Below are 17362 nucleotides of genomic sequence, written 5' to 3'. Positions count from 1 at the left end.
GCCCCCAAAGGACCCGTCCCCCTTCCATCGGGTCTGGCGCAGGAGCATGAGAACTCAGGAGGTATTCCATTATGAATTATCTGGAAATTGAACAGGTTGTCGGCCGCGAGATTCTGGACTCCCGCGGCAACCCCACCGTTGAGGCAGAAGTGACCCTGGCCGACGGCACCGTCGGCCGCGGCTGCGCCCCCAGCGGCGCTTCCACCGGTGAATTTGAGGCCCTGGAGCTGCGGGACGGCGATAAGAGCCGTTACCTGGGTAAGGGCGTCACCAAGGCTGTGGAAAACGTCAATACCACCATCGCGGACGCCATTGTGGGCATGGACGCCTCCGACATCTACGCCGTGGACGCCGCCATGCTGGCCGCCGACGGCACCGAGGACAAGTCCAACCTGGGCGCCAACGCCATCCTGGCTGTGTCCATCGCAGTCTGCCGCGCCGCCGCCGCGTCCCTGGGCGTGTCGCTGTACCGCTTCCTGGGCGGCGTCAATGGCAACCGCCTGCCCGTCCCCATGATGAACATTCTGAACGGCGGCGCCCACGCCACCAACACCGTGGACACCCAGGAGTTCATGATTATGCCGGTGGGTGCAACCTCCTTCCGTGAGGCCCTGCGGATGTGCGCCGAGGTGTTCCACGCCCTGCAGTCCATCCTCAAGAGCAAGGGCCTGGCCACTTCGGTGGGCGATGAGGGCGGCTTCGCCCCCAACCTGTCCAGCGACGAGGAGACCATCGAGACCATCCTGGCCGCCGTCGAGAAGGCCGGCTACAAGCCCGGCGAGGACTTCATGATCGCGCTGGACGCCGCTTCTTCCGAGTGGAAGGACCCCGTCAAGGGCAAGGGCCACTACAAGCTGCCCAAGGCCGGCACCGAATACACTTCCAGCGAGCTGATCGCCCACTGGAAGAGCCTGGTGGAAAAGTACCCCATCATCTCCATCGAGGACGGCCTGGATGAAGAGGACTGGGAGGGCTGGCAGGAGCTGACCCGCGAGCTGGGCGGCAAGGTCCAGCTGGTGGGCGACGACCTGTTCGTCACCAACACCAAGCGCCTGGCCAAGGGCATTTCCCTGGGCGCCGGCAACGCCATCCTGATCAAGCTGAACCAGATCGGTTCGGTTTCCGAGACCCTGGAGGCCATCAAGATGGCCCACAAGGCCGGCTATGCCGCCGTCACCTCGCACCGTTCCGGCGAGACCGAGGACACCACCATCGCCGACCTGGCCGTGGCTCTGAACACCTGCCAGATCAAGACCGGCGCACCCAGCCGCACCGAGCGCGTGGCCAAGTACAATCAGCTGCTGCGCATCGAGGAAGAGCTGGGCGCCAGCGCCGTCTATCCCGGCATGGGCGCATTCCAGGTCAAGCGCTGAGCCGTCCTTTTCCCCGCACACCAGGGGCAGTACAGTTTTCGGGCTGTACTGCCCTTTTTGTGTTGCCCGTTGAATCAAAACGCAACACCCCCCGTCTCGACAAGCTTCGCCCCCGGCGGTATACTGAAAGAAAAACCATCAGCGGCCCCGCGCCGCAGAAAGTGTGAACGTCCATGCCCCAGAACCCTCCCCGGCCCATGACCCAGCAGCAGGCCCAGTTTGTCAAGATGACCCAGACCCCCATCCCCCGGCTGGTGGCCGGCCTGGCGGTGCCCACCATCCTCAGCATGCTGATCACCAGCATCTACAACCTGGCCGACACCTTTTTTGTGGGCCAGATTTCCACCAGCGCCTCGGGCGCGGTGGGGGTGGTGTCCAGCCTGATGGCGGTGATCCAGGCGGTGGGGTTCATGCTGGGCCACGGCGCAGGCAGCGTCATCAGCCGCAGCCTGGGCAGCGGCGACGCCCATACGGCCTCCCGGTTTGCCTCCATCAGCTTTTTCACCGCGGTGGGGATGGGCGCGCTGCTGGGGGCCGGGGGCATTGCGGGCCTCACTCCCCTCATGCGGCTGCTGGGCAGTACCGAAACCATCCTGCCCCACGCCCGGGCCTATGCCTTTTATATTTTGCTGGCGGGTCCCTTCATGATGTCCAGCCTGGTGATGAACAACATCCTCCGCTATGAGGGCAAGGCCAATTTCGCCATGATCGGCCTGGTCACCGGCGGCGTGCTGAATATCGCTCTGGACCCGGTGTTCATCTTCGGCCTGGGGATGGGCACCGCCGGGGCGGGTCTGGCCACCGGTTTGAGCCAGCTGGTCAGCTTTGGGATTTTGCTGTCCATGTACCTGCGGGGCAAAACCGTCAGCAAGCTGGCCCTGCGCAACTACACCCGTTCGGCCCGGGACCTGGGCCTCATCCTCACCACCGGCCTGCCCAGCTTTGGCCGCCAGGGCCTGGCCAGCTTTGCCAGCATGATGCTGAATGTAGCGGCCCGCTCCTACGGCGACGCCGCCGTGGCCGCCATGAGCATCGTCAGCCGCATTTTCCAGTTCCTCATGTCGGTGGCCCTGGGCGTGGGCCAGGGATTCCAGCCGGTGGCCTCCTACAACTATGGGGCTCAGAAATACCATCGGGTGCGGGCCGCCTGCGTTTTCACCATTCAGGCCAGCTTCGCCCTGCTCACCGTCATCGCCCTGGCCTGCCTGCTCAACGGCGAGGCCCTGGTCCGCCTGTTCCGGGACGACGACGCCGTCACCGCCATTGCCCTGCCCGCCTTCCGCTGGCAGTGCATCGCCACCCTGCTCCAGCCGGTGCTGGTGTGCAGCAATATGCTGTTCCAGAGCGTGGGCAAGTCGGGCCGGGCCACCTTTTTGTCCTGCTGCCGCCAGGGAATTTTCTTCATTCCGCTGATTCTGGTGCTGCCCCAGGTGTGGGGCCTGGCGGGGGTGCAGTACAGCCAGCCCATCGCTGATCTGTTGAGTTTTATGGTGGCGGTGCCCTTTGTGGTGCAGTTTTTGGCCGAGCTGGACCGGATGGACGCCCGCGTGCGGGCCGGCCAGCCCGCCGAATAACCCCCTTTCTCCCACCAAAAACCTAAAAATCCTGATACAGGCCTCCGGGTTTTGTGCAACACGCCAAAAGCCCGCCGCCGCACTTGTGAGAAATTACGACAGGTGGTATAATTTGTACACAAGTGGGAAAGCCGTGCCCCGGCGTCCTGTGCCGCCCGGCGGAGAAAAACCTCTGTGCGGGCTGGGGCTTTCCTGCGCAGGTCCGTTGACACGGCGGACCGCGCGGCGGCCCCGGGGTGCGTTTAGGTATGATATACACAAACGGAGGGAAAAGATCATGAGAACCGTAGAGCAGACCCTGATTGAGCCGAGCCGGTATTACACCATCGCGGCAGCATCGGGCAACGTGATCGGCTACACCGAAAAGCCCGAAGACGGCGCCGAGCTGCGCCTGGGCAAATACGAGCACAAGCCCGAGCAGGAGTGGCTGTTTGACCGCGTGGGCGAGAACGCCTACCGGATTCACTGCCGCGCCAACGGCAAGGTCATCGACCTGATGATGGCCGGCACCGACAACGGCACCTGGCTGCACCTGTGGGATGACGTGCTGGGCAGCAGCCAGATGTGGACCCTGGTGCCCGAGAACGACGGCACCGTCCGTCTGGTGAGCCCCTGGGCCAGCGGCAAGTGCGTGGACACCGTGGGCATGGGCAGCCCGGCCGGCGCCATCCTGCAGATCTGGCAGGAGAGCCCCGGTGTGGACCAGCTGTGGACCATCCGCGCCGTGAAGGACCGCAAGGCCGCCGAGCCCGCCGCCGAGGAGGTCAAGGCCGAGGCTCCTGTCGCCGAGGTCAAGGCTGAGGAGCCCGCCAAGGCTGAGGAGCCGGTGGCGGAGGCCGCCCCCGCTGTGGAGGCCGCCGCAGAGCCCGCCCCCAAGAAGCGCGCCTGCCGCACCAAGAAGGCCGAGGAGCCCGCCGCACCTGCTGTGGAGGCAAAGGCCGAGGAGAAGGCCGCACCTGCCGTTGAGGTCAAGGCCGAGGAGAAGGCTGCACCTGCCGTTGAGGTCAAGGCCGAGGAGAAGGCCGCTCCCGCCGTCGAGGTCAAGGCCGAGGAGAAGGCTGCTCCCGCTGCTGAGGCAAAGGCTGAGGAGCCCGCTGCTCCCGCCGCTCCCGCTGCCAAGCGCGGCGGCCGCACCAAGTCGGCCAGCGCCTCCAAGCGCCGTTCCCGCAAAAAGTAAACCCTGAAAAAACCTTCTGCGCTGCGCCCTTTGGGGTGCGGCGCTTTTTGCTGCGCAGAACCTTCACCTGAAAAGTCACTCTTTTTCACCATCCGGCCCCGCCTCCCCCGTTGACAAACCCATCCCGCCTGTGTATAATAATTTGCAGTCAAGTTGCAAATTCGCAGCAGGAACGCTTCCGGCGGCCTGCTGCTCGTTTTGGGCGGGGGTGGTTTTCCCCTGCTCCCGCCCCGGAGGTTGAAAAAAGGTATGAAGAAGTTTCACAAGATTGCTGCCGCCCTGCTGGCCGTCTGCCTGGCGGGGGTTTTGCTGGCCGGATGTGCCGGGAGCAGTTCTTCCGGCCCTTCGGCCGCCCCGTCCGGGTCGTCCCAGCCCCAGCAGGACGGGAGCCTGCAGGTGGTCACCACCATTTTCCCCATCTACGACTGGGCCCGCCAGGTGATCGGGGACGTGCCGGGTGTGGAGCTGGTATGGCTCCAGGACACCGGCGTGGATATGCACAGCTATCAGCCCTCGGCGGAGGATATGCTGAAACTGTCCTCCTGTGATGTGTTCCTGTATGTGGGGGGCACCTCGGACAGCTGGGTGGACGGCGCCCTGAAAGAAGCGGTCAACCCCGACATGAAGGTCCTGAGCCTGCTGGAGATTCTGGGGGACAACGCCCGCCTGGAGGAGCTGACCGAAGGGATGCAGGCCGAGGACCATGAGGGCCACGACCACGGCGATGAGGACGAGTACGACGAGCATGTGTGGCTGTCGGTGAAAAACGCCTCTCTCCTGACCCAGTCCATTGCCGACACCCTGGCCCAGCTGGACCCGGACCACGCCGACGCCTACGCCGCCAATGCGGCCGCCTATGAGGCCCAGCTGGCCGACCTGGACGCCCAGTATCAGGCCGCGGTGGACGCTGCATCGGTGAAAACGATGCTGTTCGGGGACCGTTTCCCCTTCCGGTACCTGACCGAGGACTACGGCCTGGAGGTGTACGCCGCCTTCCCGGGCTGCTCGGCCGAGACCGAGGCCAGCTTTGAGACCATCGCCTTCCTGGCCGGCAAGGTGGACGAGCTCCACCTGCCCGCGGTGCTGACCATCGAGAATTCGGACCAGCGTGTGGCCCAGACCATCATCCAGAATACCGCGTCCAGGGACGCCGCCCTGCTGCGTCTGGATTCGATGCAGGGCACCTCGGCGGAGGACGTGGCCGCCGGCACCACCTATCTGTCCATCATGGAGTCCAACCTGGACGTTTTGAAAGCCGCTCTGGCATAAAGGAGACACTATGGCACTGATTACCTGCAAGGATCTGACCCTGGGCTACGAGAACACCCGGGTGGCAGAGCACCTTTCCTTCACGGTGGAGGAAGGGGATTACCTGTGCATCGTGGGCGAGAACGGCTCGGGCAAGTCCACCCTGATGAAAACCCTGCTGGGGCTGCGGCCCCCGCTGGCGGGAACCATCGCCTTCAGCGACGGCCTGCACAAAAACGAAATCGGCTATCTGCCCCAGCAGACTCCCCTTCAGCGGGATTTTCCCGCCTCGGTGCAGGAAGTGGTGTTGTCGGGATGCCTGAGCCGGTGCGGCCTGCGGCCCTTCTTCTCCAGGGAGGAGAAAGCCCTGGCGGCCCGCAATATGGAGCGGCTGGGCATTGAGGGCCTGGCCCGCCGGTGTTATCGGGAATTGTCGGGGGGCCAGCAGCAGCGCGTACTGTTGGCCCGGGCCCTGTGCGCCACCCGCAAGCTGCTTTTGCTGGACGAGCCGGTGGCGGGCCTGGACCCCAAAGTCACCGCCGAGCTGTACGAGCTGATCGCCGAGCTGAACCGGGCCGACGGCATCACCGTCATCATGATTTCCCACGACATTGCGGCGGCGGCCCAGTACGCCAGCCATATCCTTCATATCGGGGAGGGCCAGCGGCTGTTCTTCGGGACGTCGGCGGCCTACCTGACCAGCCCGGTGGGCCAGATGTTCGCCCCGGCTGAGAAAGGCGGTGACAACGCATGAGCGCGTTTCAGACCCTGCAGTATTATTTCACCTTTCCCTTTGTCCGCTACGCGCTGATCGTGGGCGTCCTCATCGCCCTGTGCGCGTCTTTGTTCGGTGTGACTCTGGTGCTCAAGCGGTTTTCCTTCATTGGAGACGGCCTGTCTCATGTGGCTTTCGGCGCCCTGGCTGTGGCGGCCGTGTTCAACCTCACCGACGAGATGCTGCTGGTGCTGCCGGTGACGGTGATTGCCGCCATCCTGCTGCTGCGCAGCGGCCAGAGCGCCAAGCTCCAGGGCGACGCCGCCATTGCGGTGCTGTCGGTGGGCACGCTGGCCATCGGCTACCTGCTGATGAACCTGTTTTCCACCAGCACCAACCTGTCCGGCGACGTGTGCAGCACCCTGTTCGGCTCCACCTCCATCCTGACCCTGACCCAGGCCGAAGTGTGGCTGTGCGTGGTGCTGTCGGTGGTGGTGATTGCCCTGTTTGTGGTGTTCTACAACCGGATTTTTGCCGTCACTTTTGACGAGGCCTTTGCCTCGGCCACCGGCCTGCCCGCCAGCCGCTACAGCCTGCTGATTGCGGTGGTGGTGGCGGTCATCATCGTCCTGGCCATGAATCTGGTGGGATCTTTGCTGATTTCGGCCCTCATCATCTTCCCGGCCCTGTCGGCCATGCGGCTGTTCAAGAGTTTCCGGGCGGTCACCATCTGCGCGGCGGTGGTGTCGGTGGTGTGCGCCGTGGCGGGCATCCTGATTTCGATTCTGGCCGGAACCCCGGTGGGCTCCACCATTGTGGCGGTGGACCTGGGAGTCTTTGCTCTCTTTGCTCTGGCGGGGGCCGTCACGGGCGGGGTGCAGGGATGAAGCAGCGCCTCTGTCGTTTTTGGGCGGCCCTGACGGCCGCCCTTCTGTTGGCGGGATGCGGCGGTTCCGCCTCCTCCCAGGAGCCGGCGGATTCGGTTTCATCGGTCCCGCCCGCTTCCAGCGTCCCGGCCCAGCCCGAGGCCGAGACCCAGGCGGAAGGCTCTGACATCCAGGTGGACGTAGACCTCACCACCCTCAGCAGCACCATGGTGTTTGCGGAGGTGAGCAACCTGCTGTACGATCCCATTCCCTATCTGGGCAAGACGGTGCGGATGCAGGGGGAGTTTTCGGTGGACCACGCCTACACCATGGACGGCGAGCTGGATCTGAGCAAGAACTATTTCTACTGCATCATTGAGGACGCCCTGGCCTGTTGTGCCCAGGGCCTGGAGTTCAGTCTGGCGGACGCCCCCGCCTACCCGGAAGGCTATCCCGAGGAGGGCAGCCAGATCACCGTGGTGGGCACGGTGGAATTTTTCGAAGAAAACGGGTTCCGCCATCTCCGCCTCGGCAACGCCTTACTTTTTTGAAAAAAAGTAAGCAAAAAACTTTTCACTGGGTACCATCAGGTTTGCGAGTCTCCGAAGGCTCCGCGGAGCCTTTTCGCTCTGGCTCGCTCCCGGCGTTTGCGCCTGCGGCGCGGTACGATGCAAAGCACGTTTTCACCTGGTACCTCGGACCGCTGTGGACTTCACCAGGCCCTGCCGGCGGCAAGCACACCGAAGCGCGTCCTGCGGACGATGCAGCGAGGTGTGCTTGGCGCAGCGGTCTGAATTTTCAAGCGCCCTCCGTGGCGCGCCGAAAATCCAGGAAACCGCAAGAGGATAGGTTTCAGCCTCTTTATCAGGCTCCCGGGCTGCGCCCCATCCTTTTTCGAGAAAAAGGATACAAAAAGCTTTTCACCTGGTACCGCTGACTGCTGTAATCTTCACCAGGCCCTGCCGGCGGCAAGCACACCGAAGCGCGTCCTGCGGACGATGCAGCGAGGTGTGCTTGCCGCAGCGGTCTGAATTTTCAAGCGCCCTCCGTGGCGCGCCGAAAATTCAGGAAACCGCAAGAGGATAGGTTTCAGCCTCTTTATAAGGCTCCCGGCCTGCGGCCCTGTGAGTCCAAGATTTTGTGTGGCCTGTTTTTCATCCCCGGCACGCGCTGAAAAAACAATATAACAAATCCCCCGCTTCTCCAAAAGAGGCGGGGGTTATTTGTTGATGTTTAGAATCTTTTAGCCGGGCTGTTTTTCACCCCAGCGCCACATCCAGCGCCATCATCAGGGTGAACCCCAGAGCAAAGGCCAGCGGGCCGATGTCGGAATGTCCGCCCTCGGTCATCTCGGGCACCAGTTCCTCCACCACCACATACAGCATGGCGCCGGCGGCGAAACTCAGCAGCCAGGGCAGAGCCGGGATCACCAGGCTGGCGGCCATCACGGTAAAGAACGCGGCCAGAGGCTCCACCGCCCCCGACAGCACCCCGTCCAGGAAGGCCCGGGGCCGGCTGGCCCCTTCCGCCCGCAGCGGCATGGACACGATGGCGCCCTCGGGGAAATTCTGGATGGCGATGCCCAGCGACAGAGCCAGCGCACCCGCCAGAGAGACTTCTCCCTCTCCGGCCAGCCAGGCGGCATACACCACGCCCACCGCCATCCCTTCCGGGATGTTGTGGAGGGTCACCGCCAGCAGCATCATGGTGATGCGGGGCAGCCGGGCCGGCGGGCCCTCGGGGCTGTCGGCATCCTGATGCAGATGGGGGATCAGATGGTCCAGCGCCAGCAGGAACAGCACCCCCAGCCAGAAACCGCCCGCCGCCGGCACAAAGGACCACACGCCCAGTCCGGCCGATTCGGCTTCTTCCAGCGCCGGGATCAGCAGGCTCCAGATGGACGCCGCCACCATCACGCCGGCCGCAAAGCCAATCAGCATCCGGCGCACCCCCAGCCGCAGCTGGTCCCGCATCAAAAACACGCATCCCGCGCCCAGGGACGTCCCTGCAAAGGGGATCAAAATCCCCAAAATCATCTCTTTCGTCATAGATTCACCCTCGTTTCTCCTGCATTTGGACGGCCGTCCCTCCCCCGCGGCCTTCCCCATTCTATTCCGGGGCGGCGGTGCGGTGTCTGCCGGGACAGCGCGGCTTTGCGGTTTGTTATGGCAAACCAGCGTCTTTTTCAAAAGGGCTGTCCCCCTTTGGGTCGGGCAGCCCCGCAGTTTTTCTGCTCTATGGCCCTATTATAGTGGGTCCCCTCTCCCCTGTCAAGGCGGATGGTGTCCGGGTCACATTCCGGCAGAAATCCGCCGCTCAAGGGGTTCAAAAGGGCGTTTGATGGGGGCCGGGTCGGTTATTTCCGGCCCAGCAGCCGCAGGATCAGCAGCGCCGCTTCCACCCCCGCCAGGGCAATCAGCAGCGCAATCACCAGCATCAAGGCCACAATGCCGGCAGGGTTCCCGGGGGCCAGCACCATGCAGGCCACCCGGGCCAGAACGGCAATCACCAGCAGGCAGACCAGCCACTGGGCCAGCTCCTTCAGCCGCTTCATAATGCCTCCTGTTTGAGGGCGGCAATCAGCCGCTCCATCAGGGCCACCCGGTTAAAGGGGGTCATCAGATAGAACCCGTCGGCGTAGGGCGCCGCCGCACGGGCCATTTCCAGCGAAATTTCCAGCCCCAGGGCCTCGCCCTGGGCCCGGTCCGCCCCCTCGTACCGGCGGATGATGGCCTCATCCACATGGATGCCGTTGATTTCGTTCTCCATGTACAGGGCGTTCCGCTGGCTCACCACCGGCAGAATGCCCGCCAGGATTTTGGCGTCGGGCAGGGCGGCCCGGGCGGCTTTCAGGTTGTCCACCGCCGCCTCCGACAGCACCGGCTGGGTCAAAAAGCCCGCCATGCCGCTGGCCTGCTTTTCCTGGGCCCGGCGCAGTTCCACGTCAAAGTTCCGGGCGTTGAGGTTGAGCGCGCCAAAGACGGTCATCCCCGGCAGGGCCTCCCCCGGGCCCGCCAGAGAGTGAATGTACCGGGCCAGCTTGCGGGAATTGAACTGGTAGACGTTTTTCACCTCGTCCCGCTCGGCGGTGGGGATGGGATCTCCGGTGATGGCCAGCACTTCCCGCACCCCCTCGGCATAAAGCCCCAGCAGCAGGGCCTTGGTGGCGTTCAGGTTCCGGTCCCGGCAGGTCATGTGGGGCAGGGCCACCATGCCCAGTTCCCGCCGCAGCTTGCAGGCGGTGAGGGAGGAATCCACCCGGGCCCGGGCGATGGGGCAGTCCGCCACCGTGACGGCGTCGGCGCCCGCCGCCTGGAGCCGCCGTGCCCCCTCCACATAGCCCGACAGGTCGGCGTCCTTGGGGGAGTCCAGCTCCACCGCAATCACCTTTTCCCCCCGGGCCAGCTTTTGCAGGAAGGGGTCGGCGGGGGTCAGCAAGGGAGTCTCGGCGGGGACGTCCGCCGCCGGGGCCGATGCCGCAATGGGCATGGGGGTGGATTCCAGAGCCTGGCGCAGGGCGGCGATGTGGGCGGGGGTGGTGCCGCAGCATCCCCCCAGAATCACCCCGCCCCGCTGCCGGATGCGGCACAGTTCCCGTGCAAAATAGTCGGGCCGGCCCTGGTACACCACCCGGCTGCGGGTCACCAGCGGATAACCGCCGTTGGGCATGGCCGACACCGGCAGGCCGCAGCCGGTCACCGCCGGCAGCACCGACGCCATGGCGCTGGGCGCCAGCAGGCAGTTGAGGCCCACCGCGTCCACATGGCCGCATCGGGCCATGTGGGCCGCCAGTTCCCGGCAGGAACGGCCCTCCCGGGTGTAGCCGTCGGGCAGGGCCGCAAAGGACACCAGAATGAAGGCCTCGGGCCGCCGTTCCTTGATGAAGGCCGCCGCCTCAGCTACCCCCTCGTCGGTGCTCAGGGTTTCAAACAGGAAGTTTTCCGCCCCCAGGTCCAGAAAGACCTGGGCCGCCGCCCGGTAGGTCTGGGCGGCCGGGGCGGCATCGGTGGCCGGGGCCGGGCCCAGGTCGGCAAATACCGCCGCACCGGTTCCCTCGGCGGCCCGGCAGGCCAGACGCCAGCCGGCGGCCGCCAGTTCCTGCCAGTTGTCCAGGCCGGCGGCGGCCATCCGGGGCAGGCCGAAGGTGTTGGTCTTGATGGCCTCGGCCCCGGCGTCCAGGTATTCCCAGTGGACGGCCAGAATCCCCTCGGGGTCGGCAAGGTTGGCCTGTTCGCATTCCAGACCGGGGCGGCCTTTATAATAGGTCCCCATGCCCCCGTCGAACACCAGGACCCTGTCTCGCAGAATATCGCGCGCGTTTTTCATAGATTTGTCTCACTTTCAGCGGTTTATGGTACCAGTGTAGCGGTCTGGGCCAAATTGTCAAGCACCGCTTGCATAAAAGACGGTTTTCCGTTATACTGGTCTGCACACACAGGAAAGGAAGATGATGCCGGATGCGCCATGTTGGCACACAAACTCTCGAAACCCCGCGGCTGGTTCTGCGCCGCCTTCTGCCGGAGGACGCCCCGGCCATGTACCGCAACTGGGCCAGCAATCCGGCGGTCACCCGTTACCTCCGCTGGGAGCCCCACAAAGACGTCCTGGAGACCTGCGCCCTGCTGACGGCGTGGTCGGTTCTGTACCAGAACTCCGACTATTACCAGTGGGCCATCGTGGAGAAGGACACCGGCGAGGTGATCGGGTCCATCAGCCTGGCGGACGGCCGGGCCGGTGAACCGGAATCCGTCCGGGCCTGGGCGGAGCGGGGCGCCGACCTGGCGGAAGGGATCTGGGAGCCGGGCTACTGCATTGGGCAGCCCTGGTGGAACCACGGCTATACCACCGAAGCGCTGCAGGCAGTGACGGACTACTGGTTCGTCAAGTCGGAAGGCAGCTGGCTGGCCTGCTGCCATGCGCTGGAGAACCCCGCCAGCGGCGCGGTGATGCAGAAAGCGGGCTTTGTCTACGACCACGACGCGGTGTACCACAAATTTGACGGAACCCCGGTGGACTGTCACGTCTACCGTTTGACCCGGGCGGAATGGGCCGCCCACAAGAGAAAGGAACTGTTTTGAGCGAACTGTATGATATTCTGGTAGAGACGCCCCCCACCCCCACCCTGCTGCTGGCGCTGGACCAGGGAGCCTGGGACTGCGAGCGGAGCCTGGGAGAGCTGGCAGCCCTCTGCGAGGCCAACCACATGGAAGCGGTGGGCGAAGTGGTGCAGAAGCGGTCCACCCCCGAGGCGGGCACCGTTCTGGGCAGCGGCAAGCTGGAGGAGGCCCGGATGGCCGCCGAACAGCTGGGCGCCCAGTGCGCCGTCTTTGATGGAGAGCTGACCGGCAGCCAGATCCGCAATATTTCGGCGGCAGTAGGGGTGGAGGTCATCGACCGCACCATGCTGATTCTGGAGATTTTCCGCAGCCGCGCGGTGACCAACGAGGGCAAACTGCAGACCGAGCTGGCCCTGCTGAAGTACCGTCTGCCCCGTCTGCAGGGCATGGGCGAGAGCCTGAGCCGTCAGGGCGGCGGCGGCGGTGGCGGCGGCGGCGCCCGGCGCGGCGCCGGCGAGACCAAGCTGGAACTGGACCGCCGCCACATCCACGCCCGCATTGACACCCTGGCCGAGCGTCTGGCCGAGATGGAAAAGCGCCGGGGCGAGAGCCGCCGGGCCCGGGCCAAGACCGGGATGCCGGTGGTGAGCCTGGTGGGCTACACCAACGTGGGCAAGTCCAGCCTGATGAACGCCCTGTGCGGCCCCAGCGTGGCCGAGGCGGATATGCTGTTCGCCACCCTGGACCCCACCAGCCGCAAGCTGGTGCTGCCCAGCGGCATGGCGGTGCTGCTGGTGGATACGGTTGGTTTTGTGTCCCGGCTGCCCCATAACCTGGTGGAGGCCTTCAAGAGCACCCTGGAAGAGGCGGCCTGGTCGGACGTCATCGTCCAGGTGGCGGACGCCGCCGACCCCCTGCGGGAGGAACAGCTGGCGGTGACCCAGGAGGTTCTGGACAGCCTGGACTGCGACGACATCCCCCGCCTGACCGTCTACAACAAGTGCGACAAGCCGGGGGCCGCCGCCTTTGACCCCGATATCCTCCTCACCAGCGCCAAGACCGGCCTGGGCCTGGACCGCCTGCTGCAGCGGCTGGACCAGCTGCTCAGCGACCGGGTGCGGACCATCCGGGTGCTGCTGCCCTATGACGCTTTGGGCCTGGCCGCCCCCATGCGGGAGCGCGGCAGCGTCCTGACCGAGGAATACCGCCCCGAGGGCCTGTATCTGGAAGGCATCGTCAAGCGGGAGGACCTCCACGTCTTCGAGAACTATCTGGTGTAAGATTTCCCTGCAATCAAAAACAGCTCCCCTGCCCGTCATCCCGGGCGAGGGAGCTGTTTCGTTTTCCACCGTCAGAAAACCCCCGTATAACACAAAAACCCGCCTGGCAGCGGGTTTTTGTGTATAGAGGGGTGGGAAAGTATATAAAGCAGTAAATCTCATTGGAACGGCCCGGCGCGCACCACGGCGCAGCGCGGCCCTGTGATTTGTATTATACCCAAATCCGATTTATTGTCAAATTGTAAATTTTCAAAATGCCTTATCATTTCACTTTACTTTTTCGGTAAAACTTTATATAATTAAACCTGGAATCAGACTGTTTCACATTTTTGCCCAAGTTTGTGATTTTTTACAACTGAAAACTTTATTAAAAGAAAATTTTATCTATTTCACCGGAATTCACCGGGAATAGATCGATGGAGGTAATCGAACCATGGATGATTTGGACCGTAAGATCCTCTCCCTTCTGGCACGCAATGCGCGGATGCCCGTCAAGGAAATCGCGGAGCACGTCTCCCTCACCAGCCCGGCGGTTTCCAGCCGGATTCACAAGCTGGAATCCGACGGGATCATCGGGGGCTATACTGTGGTCCTGAACCGCCCCGCCAACCGTCTGTATGTGGATGCCCTCATCAGCCTGTCGGTGGCGCCGTCGGAGCGGGAAGGTCTGCTCAGCCTGCTGCAGAACAGCAAAGAGGTGCTCCAGTGCTATCACGTCACCGGAGAGTATACCTTCCTCATCAAGGTCAGCTGCGGCAGCATGATGCAGCTGGAACAGCTGATTCTCCAGTTCCAGAAGCTGGGCAGCACCTGCACCCAGATCATTCTGTCCACCCCGGTGGATCACGGCCCGCTGGAATCCCTGCAGCTGTAACCCGCCGGATTTTTCGAGTCGTTTTCAAGGACCTCTTCCGGCCCCGCAAGGGGCGGAGGGGGTCTTTTTTTGCCGGCGGGGGCGGGGTTTGTAAGAAATTGTAAACCCTTTTTGAACGACCGCAATTTTCCCCCGGGGCTGTTCGTATAGCATGTGACAGGACTTCACAGGGGACTTGCGGGGCGCATAAAATGCCCCCGGACGGCCCATCCTGTGGGAAAGCACCGCTCCCCTGTGTTTCAATCAAACCGTTTTAACATGAAAGGAAATAAAGACTTATGAAAAAGATTCTGATTGCCGCTGTTGCCGCTTCCATGGCCCTGTTTGCCTTTGCCGCCTGCGGCGCCAGCTCCTCCTCCTCCACCGCTTCGGAGCCCAAGGATTACAGCCAGATCATCCACGACGCCCGCAGCGACGAGGACAACGAGAATATGCTGATCCTCAATATCGACAAGGACGGCAACTTCTCCGCCACCGACGGCTACAGCGAGGAGGCCACCACCGAGGACCTGCAGGCCCAGGCCGAAAACTTCATCCTGCCCATGCTGGGCCTGTCGGAGGGCGACTATGAGAGCCTGTCGGCCTCGGTGTCCCTGATGAACGTCCGCAGCTATGCGGTGGCCATCGTCAAGCCCGCCGAGGGCAAGACCGACACCGTCAAGCAGGCCCTGGAGGACTACGTCACCAGCCAGCAGAAGTCGATGCAGAACTACCTGGCCGACCAGTACGAGATCGCCAAGGCAGCCACCGTCACCACCGTCCCCTCCGGCGAGGTGGTCCTGGTCTGCTGTGAGGATTCCGACGCCGTCCTGACCTCCATCCAGGACGCTCTGGCCGCCTGAACCTGACCCCTTGACCTCTCCGGGAGTCCCCCTCTCCCTTTTCCGGCCCGCAGCTTTGTGCTGCGGGCTTTTTTGTGTGCCGGCAGGGTTCGCCCTGGTGAAAATGGGCTAAGCGCAAGAGTGGTGTAAAGACTCTGCGGAAGTGCCGAACACCCGGAAAGTGCATGGTACACAGCGAAACCCCCGTCCGGGAAAGTGTACTTTTCCGGACGGGGGTTTTTGTGCTTTTTGTGAAATTTATTATACCAAAAATTGGGCGGAGCATCAATTATACCAAAGTATTAGACCGGATTTAAGAGGCCATCCGGAAAAGTACACCTTTTCGGACGCAAACCAAAGGAGGAACCCATGACCTGTATGAAAAAGCTGACGGCGCTGCTGGTGTCGGCGGCGCTGGCGCTGAGCCTGCTGCTGACCGGCTGCGGCAATGGCAGCAGGGCCCTGTCCCAGGTGATCGCCGACCTGCTCAGCGGCCAGTACAACAACGTCACAGTGGAGGTGGACCCCGAGCTCACCGCCGCCCTGAAAAAGGCGGCCGCCGAGGGCGGTACCGAGGAGGAAATCCTCACCCGGCTGGTGAACAACCTGAACCTGTCCGGCGGCAGCATCACCTTTAACAATCTGGGGGACCGCCAGCAGGGCCAGCACGGCGTGACCCTCACCTTCCAGGCCGGCAGCGACCCCGACGCCGCAGCCCGGTCGGCCTTCACCGAGTGGAACCGAGTCTTTTCCTCCCTGCCCGATGACGGCAGCTACCGCGCCCATGTCTCCATGATCGAGGCCGAGAACGGCTATTACATCGCGGTGGATGTGGAGGTGCTCAAGGCAGGCAGCCACGACAAGGATGAGCCCGACGACAACGACGAGGACGAAGATGATGAGCCTGCTCCGTCAAAAGATCCTTATACCAAGGTAGACGATCAAAACTACACCATCAATACCTCGGAAGGTCTGCAAAAGCTGGTCGAAGATTTGAACTGGCCCGAGGCAAATACCATTCTTTCCGTCAATATCACTCTGGATGAGGATGTCGCCCTCGACGGCACTTGGATTCCTATCGGCAACAGCCAATCAAATGCTTATACCGGCACCTTTGACGGCCAGGGACATAAAATCTCCGGGCTTCGGACTTCGGATACACAATATGCCGGTCTGTTCGGCTATATCCAGGGCGGCACGGTCAAAAGCTTGGATGTAGAGGTGGAAAATGTCACCTCTGGCTACCACGCCGGCGGCATTGCAGCATTTATTATAGGCAGCCAGATCGAGGATTGTACTGTTTCAGGCGGCGAGATCATGGCTGAGCGCAACGACAATCAAGGCACTGCCGGCGGCATTGTGGGCTGTATCCAGAGTGAACCCATCAAAGGCAACAGTCGCATCGTGAATTGTACTGTATCCCAGACTAGCGTTGTGGGTGATACAGCCGGCGGCATTGCGGGCATTCACAATGGTACAGACAACTGCATTGAGGGATGCACCGTTTCCAACAGCAACATCAAGACCAACAGCTCGTATGGCTATGCCGGCGGCATCGCAGGCTCACAGGGCTGGTCCACGATAAAAAACTGCTTTGTAAATAACAACACTATTAAAGCCACTATTGAATGGGGCCGTGTTGGAGGCGTTGTAGGGAACATTATGGATGCCACCATGATTGCCTGTGGCAGCGCTGGCAATACAATTCAGTCTGCTACAACACAAGAAGACGGCCAGCCCGCCGCCGGCGGCGTCGCTGGTTATGTAAACACTGGCAAGATCACCGCCTGCTTCTCTGCAGATGATACGATCAGCGGCCCCCCCGAACGCATCGGCGGCATCGTGGGCTATACCAAGAGCACCATAAAAGAATGCTATTGGAGTGGAACTATAACCAACGGTTGCGGCTCCAGCAGCACGGGCCTCAATGACACCCATAAGGTAGGCGACCTGGATGGTCAGGGTCAGGAAATTACATGGTCCACCGTTGTATCCATTATGAATGAAAACGGCAACGCTTGGACCAATAATGGCCCCTATCCTACTCTGAACTAACCTCCCTTTCCCCCGCTTCTCAAAAAGAGGCGGGGGTTTTGTTGTTGTTTTTTCAGCACGTACCAAATGAGGAAAGTGGGCTAAAACGGGCTTTGCATCGCATCGGGCCGCAGGCCGGGAGCCTTCTAAAGAGGCTGGAACCTTACCGCCGGCAGGGCCTGGTGAAGATTACAGCAGTCAGCGGTACCAGGTGAAAACTTTTTGGTTCCTTTTTCTCGAAAAAGGAACTTGCCTGCTTTTCTTCAGAAAAGCAGGTGTTTTTTATGGGGAAAGTGTGCTATAATGTAGTTTGATTGTGTGACAAGACCCGGCCGCCCCCGCG

The 17362-nt window shown here is 62.7% G+C and carries 15 protein-coding genes; 12 read left to right on the top strand and 3 right to left on the bottom strand.

The genetic code is table 11. The annotated features are described in order from the left end of the window. The first annotated feature begins 71 nt into the window (after positions 1-71). The 7 genes from eno to B5E67_RS05055 all read left to right on the top strand — a co-directional run bounded on the left by eno (position 72) and on the right by B5E67_RS05055 (position 7504). A complete protein-coding gene (gene eno, locus B5E67_RS05085) occupies positions 72-1373 on the top strand; it encodes a phosphopyruvate hydratase (RefSeq protein ID WP_087383487.1) in 1302 nt (433 codons plus the stop codon). Between the two features lie 173 nt (positions 1374-1546). Beyond that, positions 1547-2947, top strand: a complete 1401-nt coding sequence (locus B5E67_RS05080) for an MATE family efflux transporter (RefSeq protein ID WP_242956786.1) — start codon at positions 1547-1549, stop codon at positions 2945-2947. Between the two features lie 277 nt (positions 2948-3224). Further along, positions 3225-4124, top strand: coding sequence for an RICIN domain-containing protein (locus B5E67_RS05075; RefSeq protein ID WP_087383484.1), 900 nt, complete (start codon positions 3225-3227; stop codon positions 4122-4124). 249 nt (positions 4125-4373) lie between these two features. Further along, positions 4374-5393, top strand: a complete 1020-nt coding sequence (locus B5E67_RS05070; RefSeq protein ID WP_087383481.1) for a metal ABC transporter substrate-binding protein — start codon at positions 4374-4376, stop codon at positions 5391-5393. A gap of 10 nt (positions 5394-5403) precedes the next feature. Next, a complete protein-coding gene (locus B5E67_RS05065) occupies positions 5404-6126 on the top strand; it encodes a metal ABC transporter ATP-binding protein (protein WP_087383478.1) in 723 nt (240 codons plus the stop codon). Then, positions 6123-6974 carry a metal ABC transporter permease gene (locus B5E67_RS05060; protein ID WP_087248852.1) on the top strand — a complete coding sequence of 284 codons (852 nt, stop codon included), beginning with the start codon at positions 6123-6125 and terminating at the stop codon, positions 6972-6974. The genes B5E67_RS05065 and B5E67_RS05060 overlap by 4 nt, the downstream gene beginning before the upstream one ends. Then, positions 6971-7504, top strand: coding sequence for a hypothetical protein (locus B5E67_RS05055; protein WP_087383474.1), 534 nt, complete (start codon positions 6971-6973; stop codon positions 7502-7504). Before B5E67_RS05060 ends, B5E67_RS05055 begins: the two co-directional genes overlap by 4 nt. 708 nt (positions 7505-8212) lie before the next feature. Here B5E67_RS05055 and B5E67_RS05050 read toward each other — a convergent pair. The 3 genes from B5E67_RS05050 to B5E67_RS05040 form a co-directional block, all read right to left on the bottom strand. Then, a complete protein-coding gene (locus B5E67_RS05050) occupies positions 8213-9001 on the bottom strand; it encodes a ZIP family metal transporter (RefSeq protein WP_087383471.1) in 789 nt (262 codons plus the stop codon). Between the two features lie 308 nt (positions 9002-9309). Further along, a complete protein-coding gene (locus B5E67_RS05045; RefSeq protein ID WP_087248858.1) occupies positions 9310-9507 on the bottom strand; it encodes a hypothetical protein in 198 nt (65 codons plus the stop codon). Further along, entirely contained in the window at positions 9504-11279 is a 1776-nt protein-coding gene (locus tag B5E67_RS05040) for a bifunctional homocysteine S-methyltransferase/methylenetetrahydrofolate reductase (protein ID WP_087383468.1), read from the bottom strand. Before B5E67_RS05040 ends, B5E67_RS05045 begins: the two co-directional genes overlap by 4 nt. A gap of 131 nt (positions 11280-11410) precedes the next feature. Here B5E67_RS05040 and B5E67_RS05035 point away from each other — a divergent pair, with 131 nt between their 5' ends. The 5 genes from B5E67_RS05035 (at position 11411) to B5E67_RS05015 (ending at position 17040) form a co-directional block, all read left to right on the top strand. Next, complete coding sequence (locus tag B5E67_RS05035; RefSeq protein WP_087383465.1) at positions 11411-12031, top strand: GNAT family N-acetyltransferase; 621 nt, start codon at positions 11411-11413, stop codon at positions 12029-12031. Then, entirely contained in the window at positions 12028-13290 is a 1263-nt protein-coding gene (hflX, locus tag B5E67_RS05030) for a GTPase HflX (protein WP_087248863.1), read from the top strand. Before B5E67_RS05035 ends, hflX begins: the two co-directional genes overlap by 4 nt. A gap of 433 nt (positions 13291-13723) precedes the next feature. Then, positions 13724-14164 carry an Lrp/AsnC family transcriptional regulator gene (locus tag B5E67_RS05025; protein ID WP_087365060.1) on the top strand — a complete coding sequence of 147 codons (441 nt, stop codon included), beginning with the start codon at positions 13724-13726 and terminating at the stop codon, positions 14162-14164. Between the two features lie 278 nt (positions 14165-14442). Next, positions 14443-15006: a DUF4358 domain-containing protein gene (locus B5E67_RS05020; RefSeq protein ID WP_087383462.1), complete on the top strand. Its 564-nt coding sequence runs from the start codon at positions 14443-14445 to the stop codon at positions 15004-15006. A gap of 348 nt (positions 15007-15354) precedes the next feature. Next, positions 15355-17040 carry a hypothetical protein gene (locus B5E67_RS05015; RefSeq protein ID WP_087383459.1) on the top strand — a complete coding sequence of 562 codons (1686 nt, stop codon included), beginning with the start codon at positions 15355-15357 and terminating at the stop codon, positions 17038-17040. Positions 17041-17362: the final 322 nt, after the last annotated feature.

It is taken from the genome of Faecalibacterium sp. An122 (genome assembly GCF_002160895.1).
In the GTDB taxonomy this organism is placed as follows: Bacteria; Bacillota; Clostridia; order Oscillospirales; family Ruminococcaceae; genus Faecalibacterium.
Note: the sequence above shows the minus strand (reverse complement) of the source record. Positions and strands in the feature narration are given on the sequence as shown.